Raw genomic sequence first — 23,728 nt, forward strand, 5'->3', positions numbered from 1 at the left:
ATGACCTTCCGGATCGACCGCCGCGAGGCGCTGCTGGGCCTTCTCGGCGTCGCCATGGCGCCGCATGTGGCGCGCGCCGCCGCGGCGGCACCGCAGCGCGTCATCGGCGCGCGCGCCGATACCGGCAGCCGCTACTTCGTGACCGGCTTCGATACGGCGGGCGACGTCGCCTTCGATCTGCCGCTGCCGGGCCGCGGACACGGTTTCGCGGTCCGCCGCGACGGCGGCGAGGCGGTCGCCTTCTCGCGGCGGCCGGGCGACCGGATCACCGTTCTCGATCCGCGAGCTGGGCGGATGGTGCGCGAAGTGGCGGCGGCGACCGATCGCTGGTTCAACGGGCACGGCACCTATGGCCCCTCGGGCCGCGTGCTCTACGCGAGCGAAACGATCGCCTCTTCCGGCGACGGCGTGATCGGCGTGTACGACGCCGGCGCCGGCTTCCGGCGGGTCGGCGAGTTCCCGTCCGGCGGCCTCGATCCGCACGACATGCGGCTGCTGCCCGGCGGCGAGACGATCGTGGTCGCCAATGGCGGCATCCTGACCCATCCCGACGCGCCGGGATTCCAGCTGAACCTGCACGACATGCAGCCGTCGCTCGCCTATCTCGACGCGGGCAGCGGCGCGCTCCGGCAGAAGGCGACATTGCCGCCGGCCCTGCACCAGCTCGGCACCCGCCATCTCGCCGTCGCCCCCGACGGCACGGTCGCCGTCGCCATGCAGTTCGCCGGTCCGTCGATGCGCACCGTGCCGCTGGTCGCCACTCACCGCCTCGGCGCGCCGGAGATGACGTTTCTGCCGCTGACGGAGGACCTGCTGGCGGGCCTGCGCGGCTATTGCGGCAGCGCGGCGATGGACGCAACCGGCACCGTGCTCGGCATCGCCTCGCCGCGCGGCAACCTGGCGGTGTTCTGGGACCTGGCGACTGGTCACGTGCTGGGAAAGGTCGGCGTTGCCGATGGCTGCGGTATCGCTGCCGACGGGGAAGACGGCTTCCTGCTCGGCAGCGGCTTGGGCGGCATGTTCCGCTACCAGCCGGGCGCGGCCGACGCCACCCGCTTGCCGCTTGCGCTTGCAACGACGGCCCGCTGGGACAACCACCTGATGACCCTGCCCGCCACCGGCTGAGCTTCGCCGGCGCGCAATAAGCCGTGAGGTCGGTTGCGCGAATCCCGCGCGGCATGCAACGTGGGCGGGATGACGGACCATCGACGGCCTCGGCCGCACACCCTCGCATAGCCCGTGCTGGCCTACATCATCCGCCGCCTGCTGCTCGTGATCCCGACCTTGCTCGGGGTGATGCTGATCAACTTCGTGGTCGTGCAGTTCGCGCCGGGCGGCCCGATCGAGCAGATCATCGCCGAAGTGCAGGGCACCGCCGTGGGCGCGACCGCCCGGTTCGGCGGCGGTACCGGCGGCGAGGTCGGCGGCGGCGCACCTGCGCCCGTGGATGGCAGTGGCAGCCGCTACCGCGGTGCCCAGGGCCTGGACCCCGAATTCATCAAGCAGCTGGAGCGCCAGTTCGGCTTCGACCGGCCTGCGCATGAGCGCTTCCTCAAGATGCTGGGCGACTATCTGGTGTTCGATTTCGGCGACAGCTATTTCCGCGACCGTTCGGTGATCGGGCTGATCATCGAGAAATTGCCGGTCTCGATCTCGCTCGGTCTGTGGACGACGCTGCTCATCTACGTCATCTCGATTCCGCTCGGCATCGCCAAGGCGGTGCGCGACGGATCGCGGTTCGACATCTGGACCTCCGGCGTGATCATCGCCGGCGCCGCCATACCCGGCTTCCTGTTCGCCGTGCTGCTGATCGTGCTGTTCGCCGGCGGCAGCTATTTCTCCTGGTTCCCGCTGCGCGACATCATCTCGCCGAACTGGCGCGAGATGGGTCCGATCGAGCTCGTGCTCGACTATTTCTGGCACATGGCGCTGCCGATCGCCGCGCTCGTCATCGGCGGCTTCGCCACCCTCACATTGCTGACCAAGAATTCCTTCCTCGACGAGATCGGCAAGCAATACGTGGTGACGGCGCGCGCCAAGGGACTGTCGGAGGGCCGCGTGCTCTACGGCCACGTGTTCCGCAATGCGATGCTGATCATCATCGCGGGCTTCCCCGGCGCCTTCGTCAGCATCTTCTTCACCGGCGCGCTGCTGATCGAGGTGATCTTCTCGCTCGACGGGCTCGGCCTGCTCGGCTTCGAGGCCGCGATCAAGCGCGACTACAACGTGATCTTCGCCACGCTGTACATGTTCACCCTGCTCGGCCTGCTGATGCAGCTGGTCAGCGACCTGACCTATGTGCTGGTCGATCCGCGGATCGACTTCGAGAGCCGGGCGACCTGAGCGGCATGCGGCTCTCCCCGATCAACCAGCGGCGCTGGGAGAACTTCAAGCGGAACCGCCGCGGCTTCTGGTCGCTGTGGATCTTCCTGTTTTTCTTCGTCCTCGCCCTGTTCGCCGAGTTCATCGCCAACGAAAAGCCGCTCCTCGTCTCCTACAAGGGCGAGCTCTATTTCCCGGTGGTGGTGCCCTATCCGGAGACTACGTTCGACGGCGTGTTCGAGACCGAGGCGGTCTACCGCGACCCCTTCGTCAAGGACGAGATCGAGAAGCACGGCTGGATGCTCTGGCCGCTGGTCCGCTACAGCTACCAGACGATCAATTTCGACCTGCCGGTGCCGGCGCCGGCGCCGCCCTCGGCGGAGAACTGGCTCGGCACCGACGACCAGGGCCGCGACGTGGTGGCGCGGCTGATCTACGGCTTCCGCATCTCGGTGCTGTTCGGCCTCACGCTCACCATCCTCAGCTCGATCATCGGCATCATGGCGGGCGCCGTGCAGGGCTATTTCGGCGGCGCCGTCGACCTAATCTTCCAGCGCCTGATCGAGATCTGGGGCGGCCTGCCGCAGCTCTACCTGCTGATCATCCTGGCGGCGATCATCACGCCGAATTTCTGGTGGCTGCTGATGCTGATGCTGCTGTTCAGCTGGACGGCGCTGGTCGGCGTGGTCAGGGCCGAGTTCCTGCGCGCCCGCAACCTGGACTACGTACGCGCGGCACGCGCGCTCGGCGTGTCAGACCGCGCCATCATGTGGCGCCACATGCTGCCGAACGCGATGGTGGCGACCCTGACCTTCCTGCCCTTCATCCTGTCGGGCTCGCTCACCACCCTCGCCAGCCTCGACTTCCTCGGCTTCGGCCTGCCGCCGGGCTCCCCTTCGCTCGGCGAACTGCTGCAGCAGGGCAAGACCAACCTGCAGGCGCCCTGGCTCGGCATCACCGCCTTCACCGTGATCGCCGTCATGCTCTCGCTTCTGGTCTTCGTCGGCGAAGCCGTCCGCGACGCCTTCGACCCCCGCAAAACCTTCCGGTGACCACCGTGGACACCACCGAGCCTCTCCTCTCCGTCAAGGATCTATCGGTGTCGTTCCGGACGCGGGGTGGGGATGTGGCGGCGGTGAAGGGTGCGTCGTTCGAGCTGGGGCGGCGCGAAACGCTGGCGCTGGTCGGCGAGAGCGGATCCGGCAAGTCGGTCACCGCGCTCTCCATCATGCAGCTCTTGCCCTATCCGACGGCATATCACCCTTCGGGCTCGATCCGCTTTGCCGGACAGGAGCTGATGGGAGCGCCACCGACGGTGCTGGAGCATATCCGCGGCGACCGCATCGCCATGGTGTTCCAGGAGCCGATGACTTCGCTGAACCCGCTGCACACGATCGAGAAGCAGGTCAACGAGGTGCTGCTGCTGCACAAGCGGATGGACCGTGGCTCGGCGCGGGCGCGCACGCTCGAGCTGTTGCACATGGTCGGCCTGCAGGACGCCGAGAACCGGCTGGATGCCTATCCGCACCAGCTGTCGGGCGGGCAGCGCCAGCGCGTGATGATCGCCATGGCGCTGGCCAACGATCCGGACCTGCTGATCGCCGACGAGCCGACCACCGCACTCGACGTCACCGTGCAGGCGCAGATACTGAAGCTGCTGCGCGAGCTGCGAGACAAGCTCGAGATGGCGCTGCTGCTGATCACCCACGATCTCAACATCGTGCGCCGCATGGCCGACAAGGTCTGCGTGATGCAAGGCGGCGATATCGTCGAGGCGGCGCCGGTCGAGCAGCTCTTTACCGCGCCGGCGCATCCCTATACCCGGCGGCTGCTGGAGGCGGAGCCGACGGGCAAGGCGCCGCCCGCGGCGGGCGGCCCGGTCGTGATGGCCGGGCGCGACGTGAAGGTCTGGTTTCCGATCAAGCGCGGCGTGCTGAAGCGCACGGTCGGCCATGTGAAAGCAGTCGACGGCATCGACGTCGCGGTGCGCGAGGGCGAGACCGTCGGCGTGGTCGGCGAGAGCGGCTCCGGCAAGTCGACGCTCGGCTACGCGCTGCTCCGCCTGGTGAAGAGCGATGGCGGCATCGAGTTCGCCGGCGGCTCGATCCAGGGGCGCTCCTGGCGCGAGCTCCGGCCGCGCCGACGCGAGATGCAGATCGTCTTCCAGGACCCCTATTCGAGCCTGAGTCCGCGCCTGCCGGTCGCCGAGATCGTGGGCGAAGGGCTGAAAGTGCACGACATGGGCGGCAATCGCGCCGAGCGGCGCCGGCTGATCGAGCAGACCCTGGCCGAAGTCGGCCTCGATCCGGCCACCGCCGACCGCTACCCACATGAATTCTCCGGCGGCCAGCGCCAGCGCATCGCCATCGCCCGCGCCATGGTGCTGAAGCCGCGCTTCGTGGTGCTGGACGAGCCGACCAGCGCGCTCGACATGTCGGTGCAGGCGCAGATCGTCGACCTGCTGCGCGACCTTCAGCAGCGCCACCGCCTGGCTTATCTCTTCATCAGCCACGATCTGAGAGTCGTGCGGGCGCTCGCCACCGACGTCATCGTGATGAAGGACGGGAAGGTGGTCGAGCAGGGCCCCGCCGAGCAGATCTTCGACCGGCCCGCCACCGACTACACCCGGGCGCTGATGCGCGCCGCCTTCGAGCTCGAGGCCACCGAGACCGGGGTGGTGCGGAGCTAGGCCGGCGGTTAAGACAGGTGCATGCCGGATCGCGATGCCCTCCTCGCCGCGCTCCGCTTCCAGTTGGAGGCGGGGGCCGATGCCTGCATCGCCGACCAGCCAATCGACCGCTTTGCCGCGCCGCCTCTGGCGCAGATCGCCGGGCCTCCCGCGGCTCCCCCGCCGGAGCCTGCGCGCAGCCGGCCGGCCGCCATCGCCTCGGCACTTGCATTGGCGCCGACCGGCAGCGCCGCCGAGGGCGCCATGGCCAGCGCCGCGGCATGCCGGACGATCGAGGAATTGCGGGCGGCAGTCGAAGCCTTCGACGGTTGCCCGCTCAAGGACACCGCCAGCCGCACGGTATTCGCCGACGGGCGCCCGGGTTCGGCGCTGCTGATCATGGGCGAGGCACCGGGCCGCGAGGAGGACCGGCTGGGCCTGCCCTTCGTCGGGGAAAGCGGCAAGCTGCTCGACCGGATGCTGGCCGCAATCGGGCTGGACCGGCGCAACGTCTTCATCAGCAACGTCATTTACTGGCGCCCGCCAGGCAATCGCACTCCGTCGCAGGAAGAGATCATGGCCTGCCTGCCCTTCGCGCGGCGCCTGATCGAGCTGTCGCGGCCCAAAGTGGTGCTGGCGCTCGGCAATGCGGCGGTGCAGACTCTGCTCCGCCGGCCGGAGGGCATCACGCGACTGCGTGGCCGCTGGGTCGATTACCCGCTGGACGGCGGCACCGTTCCCCTCATGCCGTCCTTTCACCCAGCCTTCCTGCTGCGCCAGCCCGGCCTCAAGCGCGAGTCGTGGCGAGACGTGCTGGCGGTGCGTGCGCGCCTTGCCGAGGCGGGTGCCTGGCCGCCGGAAGGCAGTTGATCTTGACTTCTGCCTTAACGATATCTCTTCTTGATTCCACAATCTTCGATGTCACTTTTTCTGAATTCGATGTCACACATGGCAAACTTTGTGTTAAGTCACAAAGAAATCACCGAAGAGGTTGCTGGCGCGAGACGGGAAGAATTCCCTGATACTGTTTACCATAGGCTCTAAGTCGTTGTTTTCCGGGGATTTCACTGGGATCTCCACAGGAAATTCGCCGCCGACCTGATTTTTTGCTTGCCAGGGCCTAGCTGACTGAGCCACGCTTCCCACCATGCAAAGGGGAGAGACGAGACCGGCACGGCCGGCCCGCCTGGCAGTTGCTTTTGTCCTTGGGGGGGCCTTGATACTCGGAGGGTTGCTGACCCTCGGCTCCGCCACGCCCGCCGCGGCCCGTACCGGCGAGCGCCCGGGGACGATTGGCGCGCCCTGGATTGCAGCTTCTCCCGCCCTGACCTCTGCCGATATCGACCGCTATCGCGCCGTCTTCGCCCTGCAGGAAGCCGGGAAGTTCGCCGAAGCCGACCACGAGATCGAGCAGCTGAACGACCGGCTGCTGCTGGGCCATGTCCTGGCGCAGCGCTATCTGCATCCGAAATACCTGACGCCGTACAGCGAACTGGCCCAGTGGGTTGAGGATTACGGCGACCATGTCGGGGCCGACAAGATCCACCGGCTGGCATTGCTCCGGCTGCCGCAGGGGCGTACCGCGCCGCCGACGCCCCCCGGCCCGACCCTGCCCGCCTATCTGCGCGGCGGCCGCACCGTCTATGCCGAGGCGGCCGTGAAGGTCGCATCCAATGATTTCGACGAGGGCATCGCCGCTTGGCGAGCCGGCCGCTTCGCAGTCGCCGCCAGGCACTTCGAGCGTGTCGCCGGCCTGGCCGGCGCCCCCGCGGAAGATGTTGCCAGCGCAGCCCTCTGGGCCTCGCGGACCAACCTGCGGCTTGGCAAACCGGCCAAGGTCAACCAGTGGCTCGCCCGGGCCGCCGAGTTCCCCCACACCTTCTATGGCCTGATCGCACGTCGCCAGCTGGGCCAGGATGTCGACCTGCGCGACGAGGCCGATGGCGACCGTTACACGGTGTTCGACCGCGTGCTCGGCGTGCCGGGCGTCCGCCGGGCCATTGCCTTGGCGGAGGTCGGCGAGCGGGAGCGTGCGCTTGCCGAGATCCGTGCGCTCTACCACCAGGCGGACGAGACCACCGGCACCGTGCTGCTCGAGCTGGCGGCCCAGGTCGATGCGCCAGCCGAGGTCATGCGGTTCGGCTACGAGGCCACCGCCCGTATCGCCGCGACCAAGGCAACCCCGGCACTGTTCCCGGTGCCGCGCTGGGAGCCGCTCGGCGGCTTCGTGGTGGACCGGGCCCTCGTCTTCGCCCTGATGCGCCGCGAGAGCGGCTTCGAGACCACGGCGAAGTCGCAGGCCAGCGCCCGCGGCCTGATGCAGCTGATGCCGAACACTGCCGCCTTCGTCGCCCGCGACCCGGCCTTCGGCCAGCCGATCAAGGGCTCGCTCGACGATCCGCGGGTGAACATGGAGCTCGGCCAGCGCTACGTCACGCATCTCGCGCGGACCGACCTTATCCGCGGCAGCTTGGTCCATCTGCTGGCCGCCTACAATGCCGGCCCCGGCACGCTGAAGACCTGGCGCGACAGCCTGAAGATTGAGGACGATCCGCTGCTCTTCATCGCCAGCGTCCCCTTCCCGGAGACCCGAGGCTTCATCGAGCACGTGCTGGCGAATTACTGGATCTATGCCAGCCGGATGGGCCGCGACCTGCGCAGCCTGGACGAGCTTGCCGGGGGCAAGTGGCCTCTCTACGTTGATGAGGGAACCGCTCGCGCGAGGTCCCTCGACTATGCCTCGGATTGACGACAGCCGGCCCTTCATCCCGGTCAACATCGCCGTCCTGACGGTCTCCGACACCCGCACCGAGGCGGACGACAAGTCGGGCGCCACCCTCATCGAATTGCTTACCGCCTCGGGCCACAAGCTGGCGGTGCGCGCCATCGTGACCGACGATGTGGAGCGCATCCGGGCCAAGGTTTCGTCCTGGATCGACGATCCGGGCATCGACGTGGTGATCGCCACCGGCGGCACCGGGGTGACCGGGCGCGATGTCACGCCGGAGGCGTTCGAGTCGCTCTACGAGAAGGCGATACCCGGCTTCGGCGAGCTGTTTCGCATGCTGAGCTACGAAAAGATCGGCACCTCGACCGTGCAGTCGCGTTGCACCGCCGGTGTCGCCCGCGGCACCTATCTCTTTGCCCTGCCGGGCTCCCCTTCCGCGTGCCGGGACGGCTGGGAAGGCATCCTCAAGACCCAGCTCGACTACCGCTACCTGCCGTGCAACTTCGTCGAGCTGTTCCCCCGGCTGCGCGAGCATGAGCGGCGCAAGGCGAGCTGATACCGGTCAGACATGTTCTTGATTTGTTCCGAATATTGAACTAGCTTCGGGTCCCATGTCGGGACCCTTCAAGATCGCCTCTTCCGCTCGACCGGCTAGCGCCGATGTTGACGGCTTCGACTTCGCGGCCGAAGCCCATGTCTCGGACGGATGGGACGCGTTCGCGGAGGAAGCCCCTGTCTTCGGGACGGCAGCCGGGATCAGGACGCCCGTCGCACAGGTTTCGAAAGGCGCGGCCAAGGCTTTCGTGCATCCGGACGGCCGCCGCGGCCGCGGCGCCGTCACCAACACGTCGGGACGGTATGAGAAGGAGGCGCGCGTCGCCGTCGACGACGGCTGGGGCGGGCCGGACGACGAGCCGGCACCGCTCCGCACCTCGGTCGGCATCGACACTTCACGCAGCATCATCACCCGCAACCAGTCGCCCGACATCCCCTTCGACCGCTCGATCAACCCCTATCGCGGCTGCGAGCACGGCTGCATCTACTGTTTCGCCCGGCCGACCCATGCCTATCTCGGCCTGTCGCCCGGCATCGATTTCGAGGCGAAGCTGTTCATGAAGCCGGATGCGGCGGCGCTGCTGGAGAAGGAGCTGCGCGCGCCGAAATACAAGCCGCGCGTGATCGCCATCGGCACCAATACCGATCCCTACCAGCCGATCGAGCGCGAGCACCGCATCATGCGCCAGGTCCTGGAAGTGCTCGCCGCCTTCAACCATCCGGTCGGCATCACCACCAAGAGCGCGCTGATAACCCGCGACATCGACATCCTGGCGCCGATGGCGGCGCAGGGGCTCGCCAAGGTCTATCTCTCCGTCACCACGCTCGACCGCGAGCTGGCCCGCAGCATGGAGCCGCGCGCGGCGACGCCGGCGAAGCGGCTGCAGGCGATCCGCGAGCTGACCCAGGCCGGCATTCCCGTCGGCTGCCTGTTCGCGCCGGTGATCCCGGGCCTGAACGATCACGAGATGGAAGCCGTGCTGGAAGCGGTGAAGGAGGCCGGTGCCGGCGAGGCCGGCTATCTGCTGCTCCGCCTGCCGCTCGAGATCAAGGATCTGTTCCGCGAATGGCTGAGCGAGAACTATCCGAACCGGGCCGATAAGGTGATCTCGCTGATCCGCCAGGCCCGCGGCGGCGTCGATTACGTTGCCGGCTTCGGCACGCGGATGGTCGGCACCGGCCCGATCGCCGCCCTGATCGCCCAGCGCTTCGAGGCCGCCTGCAAGCGGCTCGGCCTGAACGAGCGGCGCTACAGCCTCGACGCCTCCAAGTTCCGCCCGCCGCCGCCGGTGCGCGGCCAGCTCAGCCTGTTCTAAGCCGGCGCTTTTCCCAAACGTTAATGACCGTGCCGGCTATGCTCGGCCAGCCACGGGGGGCCGGCTGCCGACATGACCATCCGCCTGAAGATCCTCGCGCTGTCGATCGCGCTGCTCGCCATCCTGTGCGTGGCGCTGTTCGTCTCGCTCCGCCTGCAGGAGAACGTGCACGAGGAGATCGGAGGGATCACCGACTACCACCTGCCGATAGCGGCGCTGATCGGCGATCTCGATGTCGCGACCTACGAATACGAGCTCAACCTGCACCGCCTGCTGCGGCACGACAAACCGGCACCCACGGTGCTCGAGCAGGCGGAGAAACGCGAACGGGAGATCGTGGCAGGCATCAACCGGTCCTTCGAGCAGGCGGAAGCACTTATCGAACGGGCGATCAGCGACCCGCGCAACGACCTCGCCGACCGGCTGGCCTTCGCCCGCATGCTCGGCGCCTTCTCCGTTCTGCGACGGGAGGCCGCGCCATTCGAGGAGGTCGGCCTCAAGGTCATGGAGGCGCGCCAGCGTGGCGATGTTGCCGCTGCCAGGCAGCTGATGGGCGAGTTCGCCCGTTTCGAGCGCACCTTCGGGCCCGATCTCGACGACGTGCGCCGCCAGATCGGCAAGCTCAGCGAGGCCTCCACGCTCGAGACGCTCGGCCAGCAGACCGGCGTGGAGCGGCTGAGCCTCGCCGTCTTCATCGCCGCCGCGGTGTTCGGTCTCGGCATCGCCGGCGTGATGGCGACGCGGCTGGTCGGCGGCCTGCGCCGACTGGTGGTCGGCGCGCAGGCGGTCGAGCAGGGCACATTCGGCGAGCTGCTGCCGATCACCTCGCGCGACGAGATCGGCCAGCTGACGCGCGCCTTCAATCACATGGTGGCCGAGCTCAAGGCCAAGGAGCGCATCAAGGACACCTTCGGCAAATATATCGACCCGCGCATCGTCGCCGGCCTGATCGGCACCACGGGCGAAGCGCTCGATACCGCGGAGCGCCGGGTCGTCACGGTGTTCTTCTCCGACATCAAGGGCTTCAGCGGCCTGTCCGAGCAGCTGACCGCCGGCGCCATCGCCAAGCTGCTGAACCGCTACTTCACCCTCGCGACCGACACCATCCGCGACCATAACGGCGTGATCGACAAGTATATCGGTGATTCGGTGATGGCGTTCTGGGCGCCGCCCTTCTCGCCCGGTGACGACCACGCCGCCGATGGCTGCCGCGCCGCGCTCGCCCAGCAGGCGGCGCTGACGGCATTGCGCCGGGAGCTGCCCGACATACTGGGCCTGCGCCGGCAGGTCCCCGAATTCACCGTTCGCATGGGGCTTGCCACCGGCGAGGTGGTGGTCGGCACCATCGGCGCACCGACCGCCAAGAGCTTCACCGTGATCGGCGACACGGTGAACCTCGCCTCGCGCCTGGAAGGCATCAACAAGGTCTACGGCACCCGCATCGTGGTCGCCGAGGACACCTATCGCCTGGCCCAGAATGCGATCGAAGCGCGCGAGCTCGACCTTATCACCGTCGCCGGCAAGACCGAGCCGGTGCGCATCTTCGAGGTGATGGCGGAGGCGGGCGCGCTCGGCCCGGACGCCGCCGCGCTGCGCGACCGCTACGCCGAGGCGCTGGCGCTCTACCGCCGCCGCGACCTCGACGCGGCGGAGGCGGCGTTCCGGAAGTGCCTGGAGACGGCCCCGGAAGACGGTCCCTCGACGTTGTTCGTCAAGCGCATCGCCGCGCTTCGCGCAAGCCCGCCACCGGCCGACTGGGACGGCGTCTGGCGCATGACCGAGAAGTAGGCTTCGCCAAAACCCTGCCGCAATCGGCCCGCTAGGATAAAGCCGCGTCCTGAGGAGGGACCCGAGGATGAAGGCTATGTTTTCGCCGCTGGCGCGGCCGGTCGTCTGCGCCGCATTGCTGAGCCTAGCGGCCCTGCCTGCGATGGCGGCGGATCTGGCGCTGAAGCGCGTCATGCTGTCGGCCGGCGGCGTCGGCTATTTCGAGTACGAGGCCGAGGTCGAAGGCAACGCCAATCTCGAACTGACCGTTCGGCGCGACCAGGTCGACGACGTTCTCAAGAGCATCGTCATCTACGACGACAAGGGCGGCGTCGGCGATATCTCGCTGCCCGGCGAGGATCCGCTGCGCGATGTGTTCCGCGAGCTGCCCTTCGACCAGACGGCGCTGCAGGACCCGGTCCGCCTGCTCGAAGCCTTCCGCGGCGCCGAGGTGGAGATCGGCGGCGCGGCCCCGATGCGCGGGCGCATCGTCGGGATCACCAACGAGGCCGAGCTCGGCCCGCAGAACCGGACGCTGGTGCGGCCGCGTCTCAGCCTGATGACGGCCGACGGCCTGCGCTCCGTGCTGCTCGCGGAAGCCGGCCCGATCAGCTTCGTCGACCCCAAGGCGCGTGCCCAGGTCGAGGCCGGCCTCGACGGCATCGCCCGGAACCGCGCCCGCGATCGCCGCACATTGCAGGTCCGCACCACCGGCCAGGGCAGCCGCAAGCTTCGCGTCGCCTATGTCGTCGAGGCGCCGCTGTGGAAGGCGGCCTACCGGCTGACCATCGGCGGACCGGAGGCCAAGACCGCGGAGATGCAGGGCTGGGCGGTGCTGGAGAACCGTTCTGGCGAGGACTGGAAGGGCGTCGAGCTGACCCTGGTCGGCGGCAATCCTGTCACCTTCCGCCAGGCCCTCTACACGGCCTATTACGTGAACCGGCCCGAAGTGCCGGTCGAAGTGCTGGGTCGCGTCCTGCCCCGCCCGGATGGCGGCGCGCGACCGGTGCCGATGGCATCGGCCCCGATGCAGGACCGCATGCGGGCGCAAGCGCCGGCCGCGATGGCGGAGAAGTCCTTCGGCGCCCCCGTCGGCGCGGCGCCGCCCAGCCAGCCGGCCGAGCTGATCGCCGCCGAGAGCCAGGAGGCGATGACCCAGGCGAGCTACCGCATCCCGCATCCGGTCTCGATCGTAAGCGGCCACAGCCTGATGGTGCCGCTGGTCGCGCGCAAAGTGCCGGCCGAGCGGCTCTCCCTGTTCCAGCCGGCGACGCAGCCGAAGCATCCGCTGGCTTCCGTCCGGCTGACCAACGACAGCGGCACGGCGCTGCCGCCCGGCGTGCTGACGCTGTACGAGCGCGATGCGGGCGGCGCGGTCGCCTTCGTCGGCGATGCCAGGCTCGCCCCCTTCCCCGCCGACGACAAGCGGCTTGTCTCCTTCGCTGTCGACCAGAAAGTCACCGTCGATCAGAAGCATGAATCGAGCACCGCGCTCTCCGCGGCACGCCTGGCCGACGGCCTGCTGAAGGCCACCGTCATCGATCAGCAGCGCGCGACCTATACGTTGACCGGCGCGCCCAACGAGCCGCGCCGCGTGGTGGTCGATCATCCGATCTCACCGGCTTACGACCTCGTGCAGCCGAAACAGGGTGTGGAGCGGATCGACGGCGGCTATCGCGCCGGCATGGACGTGGCCGCCGGCAAGAGCGCCAGCATCACCTTCGTCGCCGAGCGCACTCTGGCGCAGGAGACCTCGCTCGCCTCGTTGACAACGCAGGACCTCGCCCGCTTCGCCGTAAATGGTCGGCTGACCGAGGCGCAGCGCAAGGCCTTCGCCCGTCTCGCCGAGCTTGCCGCCGCCCGCGGCAAGGCCGAAGCGGAGGTGAAGCAGCTCGCCGACCGCCGCAAGGAGCTGGAAGCCGAACAGGCTCGCACCCGCGCCAACCTCGGATCGGTGCCGGCACAGAGCGATCTGCAGCGCCGCTACCTCGCGATGCTGGGCGAGCAGGAGGACCGGCTGGGCAAGAACGCGGCCGACCTGGCCCGCGCGCGCGAGGCGGAAGCGGCGGCGCGGCAAGCCGTGGCAGATTACATCCGCAGCCTCGACCTTTAGCCGCCCGCCTCGCGAGAGCGTGAGGGCGAAGCCCGGGGTCGATGGTGCTAAACTGGGCCAGTCCAAGTTGTCTCGGAGGTTGACCATGGACCGCCGCACCGCCCTTGCCATCGGCCTGACGGCCGCAGGCGCCCTCGCTTTGGGAACCAGCGCCTGGATGACAGGTGCCGATGCCGCCTCGCCCGACCCGCAGATCGGCGCCCCGGCGCCGGCCTTCACGGCCGTCGACTCGAAGGGTCAGAAGGTTTCGCTTTCCGATTTCCGCGGCAAGACCGTGGTGCTGGAATGGACCAACCACGATTGCCCGTTCGTGCGGAAGCACTACGAGACCGGCAACATGCAGGCCCTGCAGAAGGAAGCCACCGGCCAGGGCATCGTTTGGCTCACCATCGCCTCCTCGGCAACCGGCGAGCAGGGCTACGTTACCGGTGCCGAGGCCGACGCGCTGACCCGGAAGCGGAGCGCCGCGCCCAGCGCCTTTCTGCTCGACCCGCAGGGTGGTATCGGCAAGGCCTACAACGCCAAAGTCACGCCGCATATGTACGTGATCGATCCGAAGGGCACGCTGGTCTATATGGGCGGCATCGACGACAAGCCCACCACCCGGCACGGCGATGTGCAGGGCGCCCGCAACTATGTCCGCGAGGCACTGGCGGCGATGAGCGCCGGCAAGCCGATCGCGGCGACGTCGACCCGCGCCTATGGCTGCACCATCAAGTATTCGAGCTGACCGGGCGCCGCCGGCGCCGCGGCTGACCGCTCGAATGTCGAGCTAGACATGTGGGCGGGCTCAAGGCCCGCCCACCGGCTATAGTCGGGCACGTCACTTGCCCGATTCCGATGTCCTTCCTTCGCCTCTATGCCCGCGTGCTCGGCCTTCTCGCCGCCGAGCGACGCCTTGCCATCGTGCTGGCACTCGCCAATGTCGCGGTGGCCGGCCTGCAATTCCTCGAGCCGGTAATGTTCGGCCGCGTCATCGACGTGCTGACGACGCGCGAGGGCGCGGCCATCTGGGCCGAAACCCTGCCGCTGCTGGCGCTCTGGGGCGCCATCGGGCTGGGCGGCATCGCGGCCAACATCCTGGTGGCGCTGCATGCCGACCGCCTGGCGCATCGCCGCCGCCTCGCCGCCATGGCACGCTATTTCGAGCATGTTCTGGCGCTGCCCGCCTCGTTCCACATCGAGACCCATTCCGGCACGCTGATCAAGGTCATGCTGACCGGCGCCGACAGCTTGTTCGGCCTCTGGCTCGGCTTCCTGCGCGAGCACCTCGCCACCTTCGTCGCCCTGGTGATCCTGATTCCGCTGGCGCTGTGGCTGAACTGGCGTCTGGCGCTGCTGCTCATCGTGCTCGCCTGCATCTTCGCGGTGCTGGCGGTGGTGGTGATTGGTCGCACTCACCGCTCGCAGGAAGCGGTCAATGCCTATCATTCCGAGCTCGCGGCGCGCGCCGGCGACGCGCTCTCCAATGTCATGTTGATCCAGTCCTATGTCCGCCTGGCGCTGGAGGCGAAGCAGCTCGCCGACCTCATGCAGCGCCTGCTGCAGGCGCAGTTCCCGGTGCTGAACTGGTGGGCGACGGTGGTCGTTCTCACCCGCGCCGCTTCCACCATCACCGTGCTGCTCATCTTCGTACTCGGCGCCTGGCTCAAGACCCAGGGTCTCGCCAGCGTCGGCGAGATCGTCAGCTTCATGGGCTTCGCCACCATGCTGATCGCCCGGCTGGAACAGGCGATGAATTTCGTCTCCAGCCTGTTCTTCGAAGCGCCGGTGCTGACCGAATACTTCAAGACTCTCGACGAGCGTTCGCTGGTCAACGAGAAGCCGGGCGCAGCGACGCTCGTAAAGGTGAAGGGCGATGTCGCCTTCGAGCACGTCACCTTCGCCTACGAGACCTCGCGTGCCGCCGTGGAGGATCTCAGCTTCGCGGCACCGGCCGGCGCCACGGTGGCGCTGGTCGGCTCGACCGGCGCCGGCAAGACGACGGCCATGGGCCTGCTGCATCGGCTGTGGGATCCGACTTCCGGCCGCATCACCGTCGACGGCGCCGATATCCGCGACTACACGCTGGACTCGCTGCGCCGGAATATCGGCGTGGTGTTCCAGGAGAGCGCTCTGTTCCACCGCTCGATCGCCGACAATCTGCGCGTCGGCAAGCCGGATGCGACGATGGAGGAACTGACCCAGGCGGCCAGGCTGGCCGAGGCGCACGACTTCATCCTGCGCCAGCCGCAAGGCTATGACACCTTGGTCGGCGAGCGCGGTGCCACGCTGTCGGGCGGCGAGCGCCAGCGGCTCGCCATCGCCCGCGCGCTGCTCAAGAACCCGCCGATCCTGATCCTCGACGAAGCGACCTCGGCGCTCGACACCCTGACCGAGGCCCGCGTGCAGCAGGCGCTGAAGGCGCTGATGAAGGGCCGCACCACCTTCGTGATCGCGCACCGGCTCTCCACCATCCGCGAGGCCGACCTGATCCTGGTGCTGGACCACGGGCGCATCGTCGAGCGCGGCCGTTTCAGCGAGCTGGTGCAGTCCGACGGGCCGTTCGCGCGGCTCGTCTCCGTTCAGGGCGGCCTGGGCGGGCCCCCGCCCGTCACACAGCCGGGTTGAGCAGAGACACGGTGGATTCTTCCATCGTTGATTGTATAAACTGGCCAGATGGCGTTGTTGCGTTGGGGGGCTCTCGGCGTCGGCCTGCTGTTGCTGCTCGCCGCCGGGAGCATGACGTATTTCGCATTCACCACTGGCGAGCGGATCCGATGGGTCGATCCGAACGACGTTCTGTTTCTCGACATCCAGAGGATCGAAGAAGCACCGCGGGGCAGCGCTCTCAGTACCCTGGTGCACGGCCGGGTCGACGGCGAACAGACGCCCGTCACCCTGAAGCTGACCGGCTTCGGCCGAAGCGGGCGCTTCGTCGGCGAGCGGTTGCCCGTCTACGCGACGGGGATGCCGGAGGAGCGGTTCGTTGCCGCCTTCGACTATCACAGCAACCTCCCGCTCTGGCATATCGGCGGCGCCGTCGTTGCGGCGCAGATTCTGGGACCGGCGGCAATCGCTGCCGTGCTCGGCGGCATCCTGCTCTGGCTCAGCCGGCTGGCGCGGCGTGCCGCCGCCCATCGGGCCGCGCGCCGGCCGGCGCGCGCCGTGGCCGCACCTGCCCATCAGGCGATGCGGATCGATATTCGGGCGGTTCCACCGGTCTGCCGCATGATCGCCGATCGGCTTGTCGCGACCGATCGGCGCGACGCGGCGGGGCCCTATCTCGATCGCGCCGCGGCGGCGGAGGAGATCATCGCCGCCGCCGAGGACGAGCGACGCCTCACCGTCGCCGACAGCTTCGCGCCGCATGGGATGCCGCCGGAAGCGGTCAGGGCGGTGGCTTCCACGCTGGCCGGCCGCCCCGAGCTGCGCTCCGCCTGGCTGGTGCGCAAGCGCCTGACGCATTTCGCCGAGATCGACCCGTTCTTCGTGCTCGCCGTCGAAATCAGGGGCTGGCGCGCGAAGCGACGGCAAGCTTCGCTCGCCTGGCTCGGCGACAACATCGTGCTGCCGGGCCGCGGCGTGATCACGATGAGGGCACGGGATTCCAGGTGGCTTTTCCGCCGTCTCCAGCGCGACGGCATGGTTCCGATCTATCAGAATCTCTGACAGCCGCGGTCGCGGCCGGCCGCTCAGCCGACCGATACTGCCATCGGGCCGGGCGCCTCGCCGACCAATGCCGTCACTTCGGCGCGGGCGCGAAAGCCGGCAAGAGCACGATCGAGCGCCGCAACGTGATCCTGGCCGGCCGCCGCATCGCCGGTCCGCCAGCGCGCTTCCAGCTCGCGGGCGTATTCGGCGAGCTGCCGGGCACCGACGCTGGCAGCCGAGCTTTTCAGGCTGTGAACGTGGCGAAGGGCCGCGTCGCCCGATGCCGCCGGCAGATTGGCAATGCGGTCCGCGGCGTCGCGCAGGAACGTCTGGACGATGGCGGCGGCGGCCTCGCGACCGAGGTCCTCGACAAGCTCCTGAATGACAGCGGGCTCGAAGACAGGAGGGGCGCGCTCCGGCGGCCATGCCGACGGCGGTGCCGCGTCGTCCCGGCGGTCGGCGTGCCGCAGGATCGCCGCGATCAGAGCCTCCTTGCCGACCGGCTTGGCCACATGGTCGTCCATGCCCGCATCGCGGCAGAGCGCAATGTCCTCGGCGAAGGCGTTGGCAGTGAAGGCAATGATCGGCGCGGTGGCCGAGGGTCCGCCGCCGAGGCGAAGCGCGCGCGTGGCGCCAAAGCCATCGAGCTCCGGCATGTGGACATCCATGAAAATGGCGTCGTAGCCCTGTCGGCGGCCGAGCTCCACGGCCTGCAGGCCGTTCTCGGCGAGGTCGATGGTCAGCGGAAGTCGGCGCAGCAATGCGGTGACGACCGCCTGGTTGGTCGGATTGTCCTCTGCGACCAGGATGCGGAGCGGGCGCCCGAGCGCCTCCGTCAGGGCGATCAGCCGTGCTTCGCCGGCATCGCCATCTCCGGCCTTCGGCAGCGCCGCCGCCGGCGCAAGATCCAGCGACAGGCGCAGGCGGAAGGTCGAGCCGCGGCCGGGCTCGCTTGCCACGTAGATCGCCCCGCCCATCTGGTCGGCAAGGCGGCGGCTGATGGCGAGACCGAGGCCCGTGCCGCCGAATCGGCGCCAGATCGTGCTGTCGCCCTGGGTGAACTCGCGGAACAACCTGGCCTGGCTGGCCTCGTCCATGCCGATGCCGGTATCGGCCACCGACCATTCGATCGCTGCGCGCCGCCCATCGGCCTCGATCAGGCGGACCGCCACCGTCACGCTGCCCCGCTCGGTGAACTTCACCGCATTGCCGAGCAGGTTGAGCAGAATCTGCCGGATGCGGCCGGGATCGCCGGCGACCGCGGCCGGCAGTGCTGGATCCGGCACTACCTCCAGGGCAAGCCGCTTGGCCGCCGCACGCGGCGCCACGATCTCGCCGGCATAGGCGGTGAGCTGGGCCGGATCGAAGGCGATGTGCTCGAGGGTGACCTGGCCCGCCTCGAGCTTGGAGAAATCCAGCACGTCGTTGAGGATGCGCAACAGGTTGTCGCCCGATTCACGGATCATCTGCACCGCGTGGCGCTGGTCGGCGCTGAGCGGTGAATCCAGCAGCACACCGGCGAAGCCGAGTACGCCGTTCATCGGCGTGCGGATCTCATGGCTCATCATCGCGAGGAAGCGCGACTTGGCGCGGCTCCCCTCCTCCGCCCGGTCCAGCGCCTCCTTCAACTCGATCTCCGCCCGTTTGCGCCGGTCGATATCGGTGATCGTGCCGGCGCAGCGCACCACCCGCCCGGCGGCATCCTGAAACGGGCGTCCCACGAGGCGGAGCCATCGATAGCTGCCGTCGGCGCAGCGCATCCTGAGCTCGAGCGCAGAGCCGATTCCGACGCGCATGCGCGAGATCGACATCAGGTAGTCGTCGAGCTCGTCAGGATGGACCACCGATTTGAACCTGGCCGCGACCTCGGCCTCGAAACGGTCGGCAGACCAGCGATCATAGCCGAGCAGCGCCTGGAATTGCGGCGAGAAGAAGGTCCGGCGGGCGCCGAGATCCCAGTCCCAGATGCCGGTCCCGGCGCCCGCGACGGCGAGGTCGTAGCGTTCGGCGGTTCGCGCGAGCTCGTGCTCCAGGCGCTTCTGCTCGTCGATATCGGAGAGCGTGCCGATCAGCTGATCGAACCGCCCCTCGGCGCTCTCGAAGGCACGGCCGGCGATGCGGAACCAGCGGTACTGGCCGTCGCCCCATCGCATGCGGCAGTCAATGTCGCGGGCATTGCGGTCCTTCATCGCCTGCGCATGTTCGAGCAATAGAGCGAGATCGTCCGGATGTACGATGACATCGAGCAGCGCGCGATGCTCGTCCCGCGACACTTCCGGGGGCGTCTCGGGAGTGAGGCCGAGCAGGCGAATGAACTTGGGCGAACGATAGATGCGGTCGCGGCTCAGATCCCAGCGCCACTCGCCGGCACCGGTTGCCTCCAGCGCCTGGTCGAGACGCAGTCGCGCCATCTCCAGCGCCGCCGCGGTTTCCTTGCGGTGCGAAACGTCGACGATGAAGCCGTCGAGCATGGTCGCCGCGCCCGCATCATCGAACACCGATGCCCGGCCGCGCTCGAACACCCAGTGCGCGGTGCCCTTTGCATCCAGCAACCGATACTCGATCTCGAAGCTCTGGCCCGTCTCGACCGCAGCACGTACCGTCCGATCGACGAGGCCCACATCGTCGGGATGGATGGTCGAGGCATAGCTGCGCCGGCGATTGCCCACGAAGTCGTCGGCCGAATAGCCGGTGATGTCCTCGATGCCGCGGCTGATGTACTCGATGGTCCAGTCGGTATCGAGGCGGCAGCGATAGACGGCGCCTACCAGGTTCTCGGTCAGGCTGCGAAGGCGCGCCTCGCTCTGCTTCAGCGCCTTTTCGGTCTCGACCAGCAGCGTCACGTCGCGAGCGACGCCGCGATATCCGCGATAGGTGCCGTCGCGGTCGACGATCGGGATGCCGCTCGACGACAGCCAGCGCGTCGCACCGTCCGCCGCGGCCAGCGGGAAGACGAAATCGCGGAACGCCTGCCGGTCGCGGATGCGGGCGAAGTGTCCGGTCAGCAGTTCGGGCCCCACCACGGCCGGCACCGCGTCGAACCAGGTCTTGCCGAGCCAGCGACCGGGATCGACGCCGAACCGCCGCACACCGTCGGACACATAGGTCAGCCGGCTTTCCGGGTCGGTTTCCCAGAAGAAGTCCGAGGAGGCGGCGGCAAAGTCGCGCGTTCGCTCCTGTGCCTCGTGCAGGCGCGTCTCCGCCTGCCGCTGCTCATGGATGTCGATCACGCTCGCCACCGTGTCGAGGAGGCGGTCCCCGTCCCAGTTGTAGCGGAACAGCGCGCGCACCCAGCGCACCGATCCGTCCTTCAGGCGGCAGCGGAACTCGAAGGCGTGGTGCGGCTCGCGCGCGGCGACGCAGGCACGGGCCTCGGCGCGGAGGCGGTCGCGGTCGGCGTCGTCGGCGAAGGTGTGGCTCCGTTTGCCGATCGTCTCGGCGGCGGAAAATCCGCTGAACCGTGTCCAGGCCGCGTTGACATAGACAACGCAGTCGGTGCCGTCGGTCGCCAATACCACTTCGCCCAGACGATCGAGCGTACCCACCCGCCGCTGGTGTTCCTCCATGGCGGCGTTCTCGCCGATATAGGCGCGGTAGAGCAGGAGCGGCACGGCGGCGGTGGCGAGCAGAAGCAGCAGAACGCCGCTCGCTGTCAGAATCGCCGCGATGTTTTTCGCGTGATCCCCCAGCAAATGGGGCAGCCAGACCAAGGCGATTGCAAGCACGAGTCCGGGCAGCCAGGCGACGCTGGCAAGCCCGCGGACCTGGCGCGCACTCAGCGGCGGCCGGCGAGAGGGCGTGCCGTGGCCGAGAGGCAAGACGGTCAGGCGGCGGGCGGAAGCGGCGGGCTGCCGAGCAACGCTTCGACCGCGCTGCTCAGCTGGCGCGGCGAGAACGGCTTGCGCAGGCTCGCCTGCGCGCCCAGCGACATCGCAAGCTTCAGATAATCGACCCCGCCGCGCTGCTCGCCCGCCATGCTGCCCGAGATCGCCAGGATCGGCAGGTCGCGCGCCCGCTCGCGTATGCTGCGGATGGTGGAGATGCCCTCTTGTTCCGGCATCACGAGGTCGGTGACCACGAGGTCGAAACTGCGCTGGCCGACCAGCGCCACGCCGTCGCGGCCGTCCGGCGCCGTGGTCACCTCATGCCCCCGATTGCTCAAGGCGAGCGTGCACAACGACCGAATGGTCGGATCGTCGTCGATCACCAGAATGCGCGCCATCGCAGCCTCGAGGCCTGAGGTCCAGGCCCATTCGTAGCGAGAGGCGGTTAACGGGCGTTTACCGGCGCCGGCGGCTCCTATGGCTCCAGCTCGGTATCCCAGTAGAGGTAGTCACGCCACGTCTCGTGCAGATGACGCGGCGGGAAGGCGCGGCCGTTCTCCTGCAGCTCGCGCACCGTCGGCGAATGCGGCCAGCGGCGCGGATACATGCCGGCCTGCTTGGGCAGACGACCGCCTTTGCGCAAATTGCAAGGGGCGCAGGCGGCGACCACGTTCTCCCACGTGGTGCGCCCGCCGCGGGAGCGCGGCACCACATGGTCGAACGTCAGGTCCTCGCGCTCGTGGCAGTACTGGCAAGTGAAGCGGTCGCGCAGGAACACGTTGAACCGCGTGAAGGCCGGCGTACGGGCCGGCGCGATGTATCGCTTGAGCGACACCACGCTGGGCAGCCGCATCTCGAAGGACGGCGACTGGATGGTGCGGTCGTATTCGGAGAGGATGTTGACGCGGTCGAGGAAGACCGCCTTCACCGCCTCCTGCCAGGGCCACAGGGACAGCGGGAAATAGCTGAGCGGGCGGAAATCCGCGTTCAGCACCAGGGCGGGGAAACTCTCCAACGATACCGACATCGCGAGCCTCCGCGCACCTCGCTCCGCTAGCTTCGGCGCCGGCGGCCCATCCGCCGGCTCAGCCCGTTATCCACAGCTTTGTCCTCGCTGCTCAAGTTATCCACATTACTAGCAGATTTTCCGTTTCCGCTCTATGACGATCGCGCGACGATACCGCATCTCGGGTGACCCTCGTCAACCGCCCCCCAGGGATTGAGCGAGGAACTGACCGGCCATCTCGAGCCCCTCCGGATCGATGCCATGCCCCAGGCCCTGGGCGATGTGCCAGCGCACCGTGATGCCGGCCTGGGCGAGACCCTCGGTCGCGCCGAACAAAGCGGTCACAGGCACCACCTCGTCGGCGTCGCCGTGGATCAGCAGCACCGGCGGGCGGCAGGCGATCTCGTCCTTCAGGCGGTCGCCGCCGACCAGGGCACCGGAAAAGCCGACGATGGCGGCCGGCCCGGCCGGCCGACGCAACCCGACATGCAGGGCCATCATGGTGCCCTGGCTGAAGCCGACCAGCGCCAGCCGACCGGGCGGAAGGCCGTGGCGGGCCAGTTCATCATCCAGGAACCGGTCGAGCAGGCCGGCGGCGGCGATCGCCCCGGTCTCCATGCGGCGGTAAATCTCGGCCGTGTGCCGGGGATCGCGCCGCATCTGGTCCGGGTCGTAGCCGGCCAGGCTGAACCACTGGAAGCCATAGGGCATGCCGGGAATACGCTCCGGCGCATGCGGCGCGACGAAGGCGGTGCGCGGCAGCCGGCGCCGCCAATGCGGGGCGAGCTCGATCAGGTCGCTGCCATCGGCACCGTAGCCGTGCAGCAGGACCACCAGACTATCCGGCTGGGTACCGGCGGGCGGCAGATTGCGGGGGCCGTCGAGCTGGCTGGTCATGCGATTCCACTGAATTTACCGAGGCACCGCCTACCCATACTTTCCGGTCGGCGGCGCCGCTAGTCTCGCTTCATGACCGTCACCCGCTTCGCGCCGAGCCCGACCGGCCATCTGCATCTCGGCCACGCCTATTCGGCGCTGTTCGCGGCCGCGCGCGGCGATCGCTTCCTGCTGCGCATCGAGGATATCGACATCACCCGCTGCCGGCCGGAATTCGAGGCGGCGATCTACCAGGACCTGGCCTGGCTCGGGCTCGAATGGGAGATGCCGGTCCGCCGCCAGTCGGAGCATCTCGACGACTACCGCCATGCGCTCGGCGGGCTGGAATCCCGCGGCGTGCTGTATCCCTGCTTCTGCACCCGCAGGCAGATCAAGGACGAGATCGCCCGCAGCCCCTCGGCGCCGCACGGTCCGGATGGCCCGCTCTACCCCGGCACCTGCCGCCGCCTCGACGACGCAACCCGCGCGCGGCGGATGGCCGACAGCGAGGATTACGCGCTGCGTCTCGACGCCGCGCGGGCAGCCGCGCTGACCGGCCCGCTGACATTCGTCGAGCGGGGCGACACGGTTGCCGTCGATCCCGGCCTGCTCGGCGACGTCGTGCTGGCGCGCAAGGAGATCCCGACCAGCTATCACCTCGCCGTCGTGGTCGACGACGCGCTGCAGGGCGTGACCCTGGTGACCCGCGGGCAGGACCTGCTGCCGGCGACGCATGTGCACCGGCTGCTGCAGGCGCTGCTCGGCCTGCCCGCGCCCGCCTATCACCACCACGGCTTCGTGCTCGGGCCGGATGGCAAGCGGCTGGCCAAGCGCGACGGCGCGCAATCCTTGCGCGCGCTGCGCGATGCCGGCCGCACGCCGGCAGAGGTGCGCGCGATGGCGGTCGTCGCTTGAGGCGT

18 protein-coding genes are annotated in these 23,728 nt (G+C 68.6%); 14 read left to right on the forward strand and 4 right to left on the reverse strand.

The annotated features are described in order from the left end of the window. The 13 genes from DT074_RS07745 to DT074_RS07800 all read left to right on the forward strand — a co-directional run bounded on the left by DT074_RS07745 (position 1) and on the right by DT074_RS07800 (position 17,120). The gene (locus DT074_RS07745) at positions 1-1,125 is read left to right on the forward strand and encodes a DUF1513 domain-containing protein (protein WP_119419260.1); all 1,125 of its coding nucleotides are present in this window, start codon (positions 1-3) and stop codon (positions 1,123-1,125) included. Between the two features lie 114 nt (positions 1,126-1,239). After that, the gene (locus tag DT074_RS07750; RefSeq protein WP_119419261.1) at positions 1,240-2,343 is read left to right on the forward strand and encodes a microcin C ABC transporter permease YejB; all 1,104 of its coding nucleotides are present in this window, start codon (positions 1,240-1,242) and stop codon (positions 2,341-2,343) included. A 5-nt stretch (positions 2,344-2,348) separates the two neighbouring features. Beyond that, positions 2,349-3,374 carry an ABC transporter permease gene (locus DT074_RS28445; RefSeq protein WP_368744521.1) on the forward strand — a complete coding sequence of 342 codons (1,026 nt, stop codon included), beginning with the start codon at positions 2,349-2,351 and terminating at the stop codon, positions 3,372-3,374. Then, positions 3,371-5,011 carry an ABC transporter ATP-binding protein gene (locus tag DT074_RS28450; RefSeq protein ID WP_368744522.1) on the forward strand — a complete coding sequence of 547 codons (1,641 nt, stop codon included), beginning with the start codon at positions 3,371-3,373 and terminating at the stop codon, positions 5,009-5,011. The genes DT074_RS28445 and DT074_RS28450 overlap by 4 nt, the downstream gene beginning before the upstream one ends. Positions 5,012-5,032: 21 nt before the next feature. Beyond that, a complete protein-coding gene (locus DT074_RS07760) occupies positions 5,033-5,860 on the forward strand; it encodes a uracil-DNA glycosylase (protein WP_119419262.1) in 828 nt (275 codons plus the stop codon). Between the two features lie 361 nt (positions 5,861-6,221). Further along, positions 6,222-7,739: a lytic transglycosylase domain-containing protein gene (locus DT074_RS07765; protein WP_162914713.1), complete on the forward strand. Its 1,518-nt coding sequence runs from the start codon at positions 6,222-6,224 to the stop codon at positions 7,737-7,739. Then, positions 7,726-8,274: a molybdenum cofactor biosynthesis protein B gene (gene moaB, locus DT074_RS07770; RefSeq protein ID WP_119419264.1), complete on the forward strand. Its 549-nt coding sequence runs from the start codon at positions 7,726-7,728 to the stop codon at positions 8,272-8,274. Before DT074_RS07765 ends, moaB begins: the two co-directional genes overlap by 14 nt. Positions 8,275-8,521: 247 nt before the next feature. Further along, the gene (locus DT074_RS07775; RefSeq protein ID WP_368744523.1) at positions 8,522-9,589 is read left to right on the forward strand and encodes a PA0069 family radical SAM protein; all 1,068 of its coding nucleotides are present in this window, start codon (positions 8,522-8,524) and stop codon (positions 9,587-9,589) included. 72 nt (positions 9,590-9,661) lie between these two features. After that, positions 9,662-11,377 carry an adenylate/guanylate cyclase domain-containing protein gene (locus DT074_RS07780; RefSeq protein ID WP_119419266.1) on the forward strand — a complete coding sequence of 572 codons (1,716 nt, stop codon included), beginning with the start codon at positions 9,662-9,664 and terminating at the stop codon, positions 11,375-11,377. Between the two features lie 67 nt (positions 11,378-11,444). Beyond that, positions 11,445-13,469, forward strand: a complete 2,025-nt coding sequence (locus DT074_RS07785) for a DUF4139 domain-containing protein (protein ID WP_368744524.1) — start codon at positions 11,445-11,447, stop codon at positions 13,467-13,469. An 85-nt stretch (positions 13,470-13,554) separates the two neighbouring features. Continuing rightward, positions 13,555-14,199, forward strand: a complete 645-nt coding sequence (locus DT074_RS07790; protein ID WP_119419268.1) for a thioredoxin family protein — start codon at positions 13,555-13,557, stop codon at positions 14,197-14,199. A 110-nt stretch (positions 14,200-14,309) separates the two neighbouring features. Further along, positions 14,310-16,079, forward strand: coding sequence for a glucan ABC transporter ATP-binding protein/ permease (locus tag DT074_RS07795; RefSeq protein ID WP_119419269.1), 1,770 nt, complete (start codon positions 14,310-14,312; stop codon positions 16,077-16,079). A 57-nt stretch (positions 16,080-16,136) separates the two neighbouring features. Continuing rightward, positions 16,137-17,120: a hypothetical protein gene (locus DT074_RS07800; RefSeq protein ID WP_162914714.1), complete on the forward strand. Its 984-nt coding sequence runs from the start codon at positions 16,137-16,139 to the stop codon at positions 17,118-17,120. A gap of 23 nt (positions 17,121-17,143) precedes the next feature. On the opposite strand, the gene DT074_RS07805 is transcribed toward DT074_RS07800, so the two are convergent. From DT074_RS07805 to DT074_RS07820, 4 genes are all read right to left on the reverse strand, one after another. Then, entirely contained in the window at positions 17,144-20,794 is a 3,651-nt protein-coding gene (locus tag DT074_RS07805; protein WP_162914715.1) for a PAS domain-containing protein, read from the reverse strand. Between the two features lie 131 nt (positions 20,795-20,925). After that, positions 20,926-21,324: a response regulator transcription factor gene (locus DT074_RS07810; protein WP_119419272.1), complete on the reverse strand. Its 399-nt coding sequence runs from the start codon at positions 21,322-21,324 to the stop codon at positions 20,926-20,928. A 77-nt stretch (positions 21,325-21,401) separates the two neighbouring features. Further along, positions 21,402-21,953, reverse strand: a complete 552-nt coding sequence (locus DT074_RS07815) for an HNH endonuclease (RefSeq protein WP_119419273.1) — start codon at positions 21,951-21,953, stop codon at positions 21,402-21,404. Between the two features lie 174 nt (positions 21,954-22,127). After that, positions 22,128-22,829: an alpha/beta hydrolase gene (locus DT074_RS07820; protein WP_119419274.1), complete on the reverse strand. Its 702-nt coding sequence runs from the start codon at positions 22,827-22,829 to the stop codon at positions 22,128-22,130. Between the two features lie 72 nt (positions 22,830-22,901). Between DT074_RS07820 and gluQRS the strand changes: the two genes are divergently transcribed. Continuing rightward, a complete protein-coding gene (gluQRS, locus tag DT074_RS07825) occupies positions 22,902-23,723 on the forward strand; it encodes a tRNA glutamyl-Q(34) synthetase GluQRS (RefSeq protein WP_119419275.1) in 822 nt (273 codons plus the stop codon). Positions 23,724-23,728 lie beyond the last annotated feature (5 nt).

Source organism: Desertibaculum subflavum (assembly GCA_003576705.1).
GTDB lineage: Bacteria > Pseudomonadota > Alphaproteobacteria > Ferrovibrionales > Ferrovibrionaceae > Desertibaculum > Desertibaculum subflavum.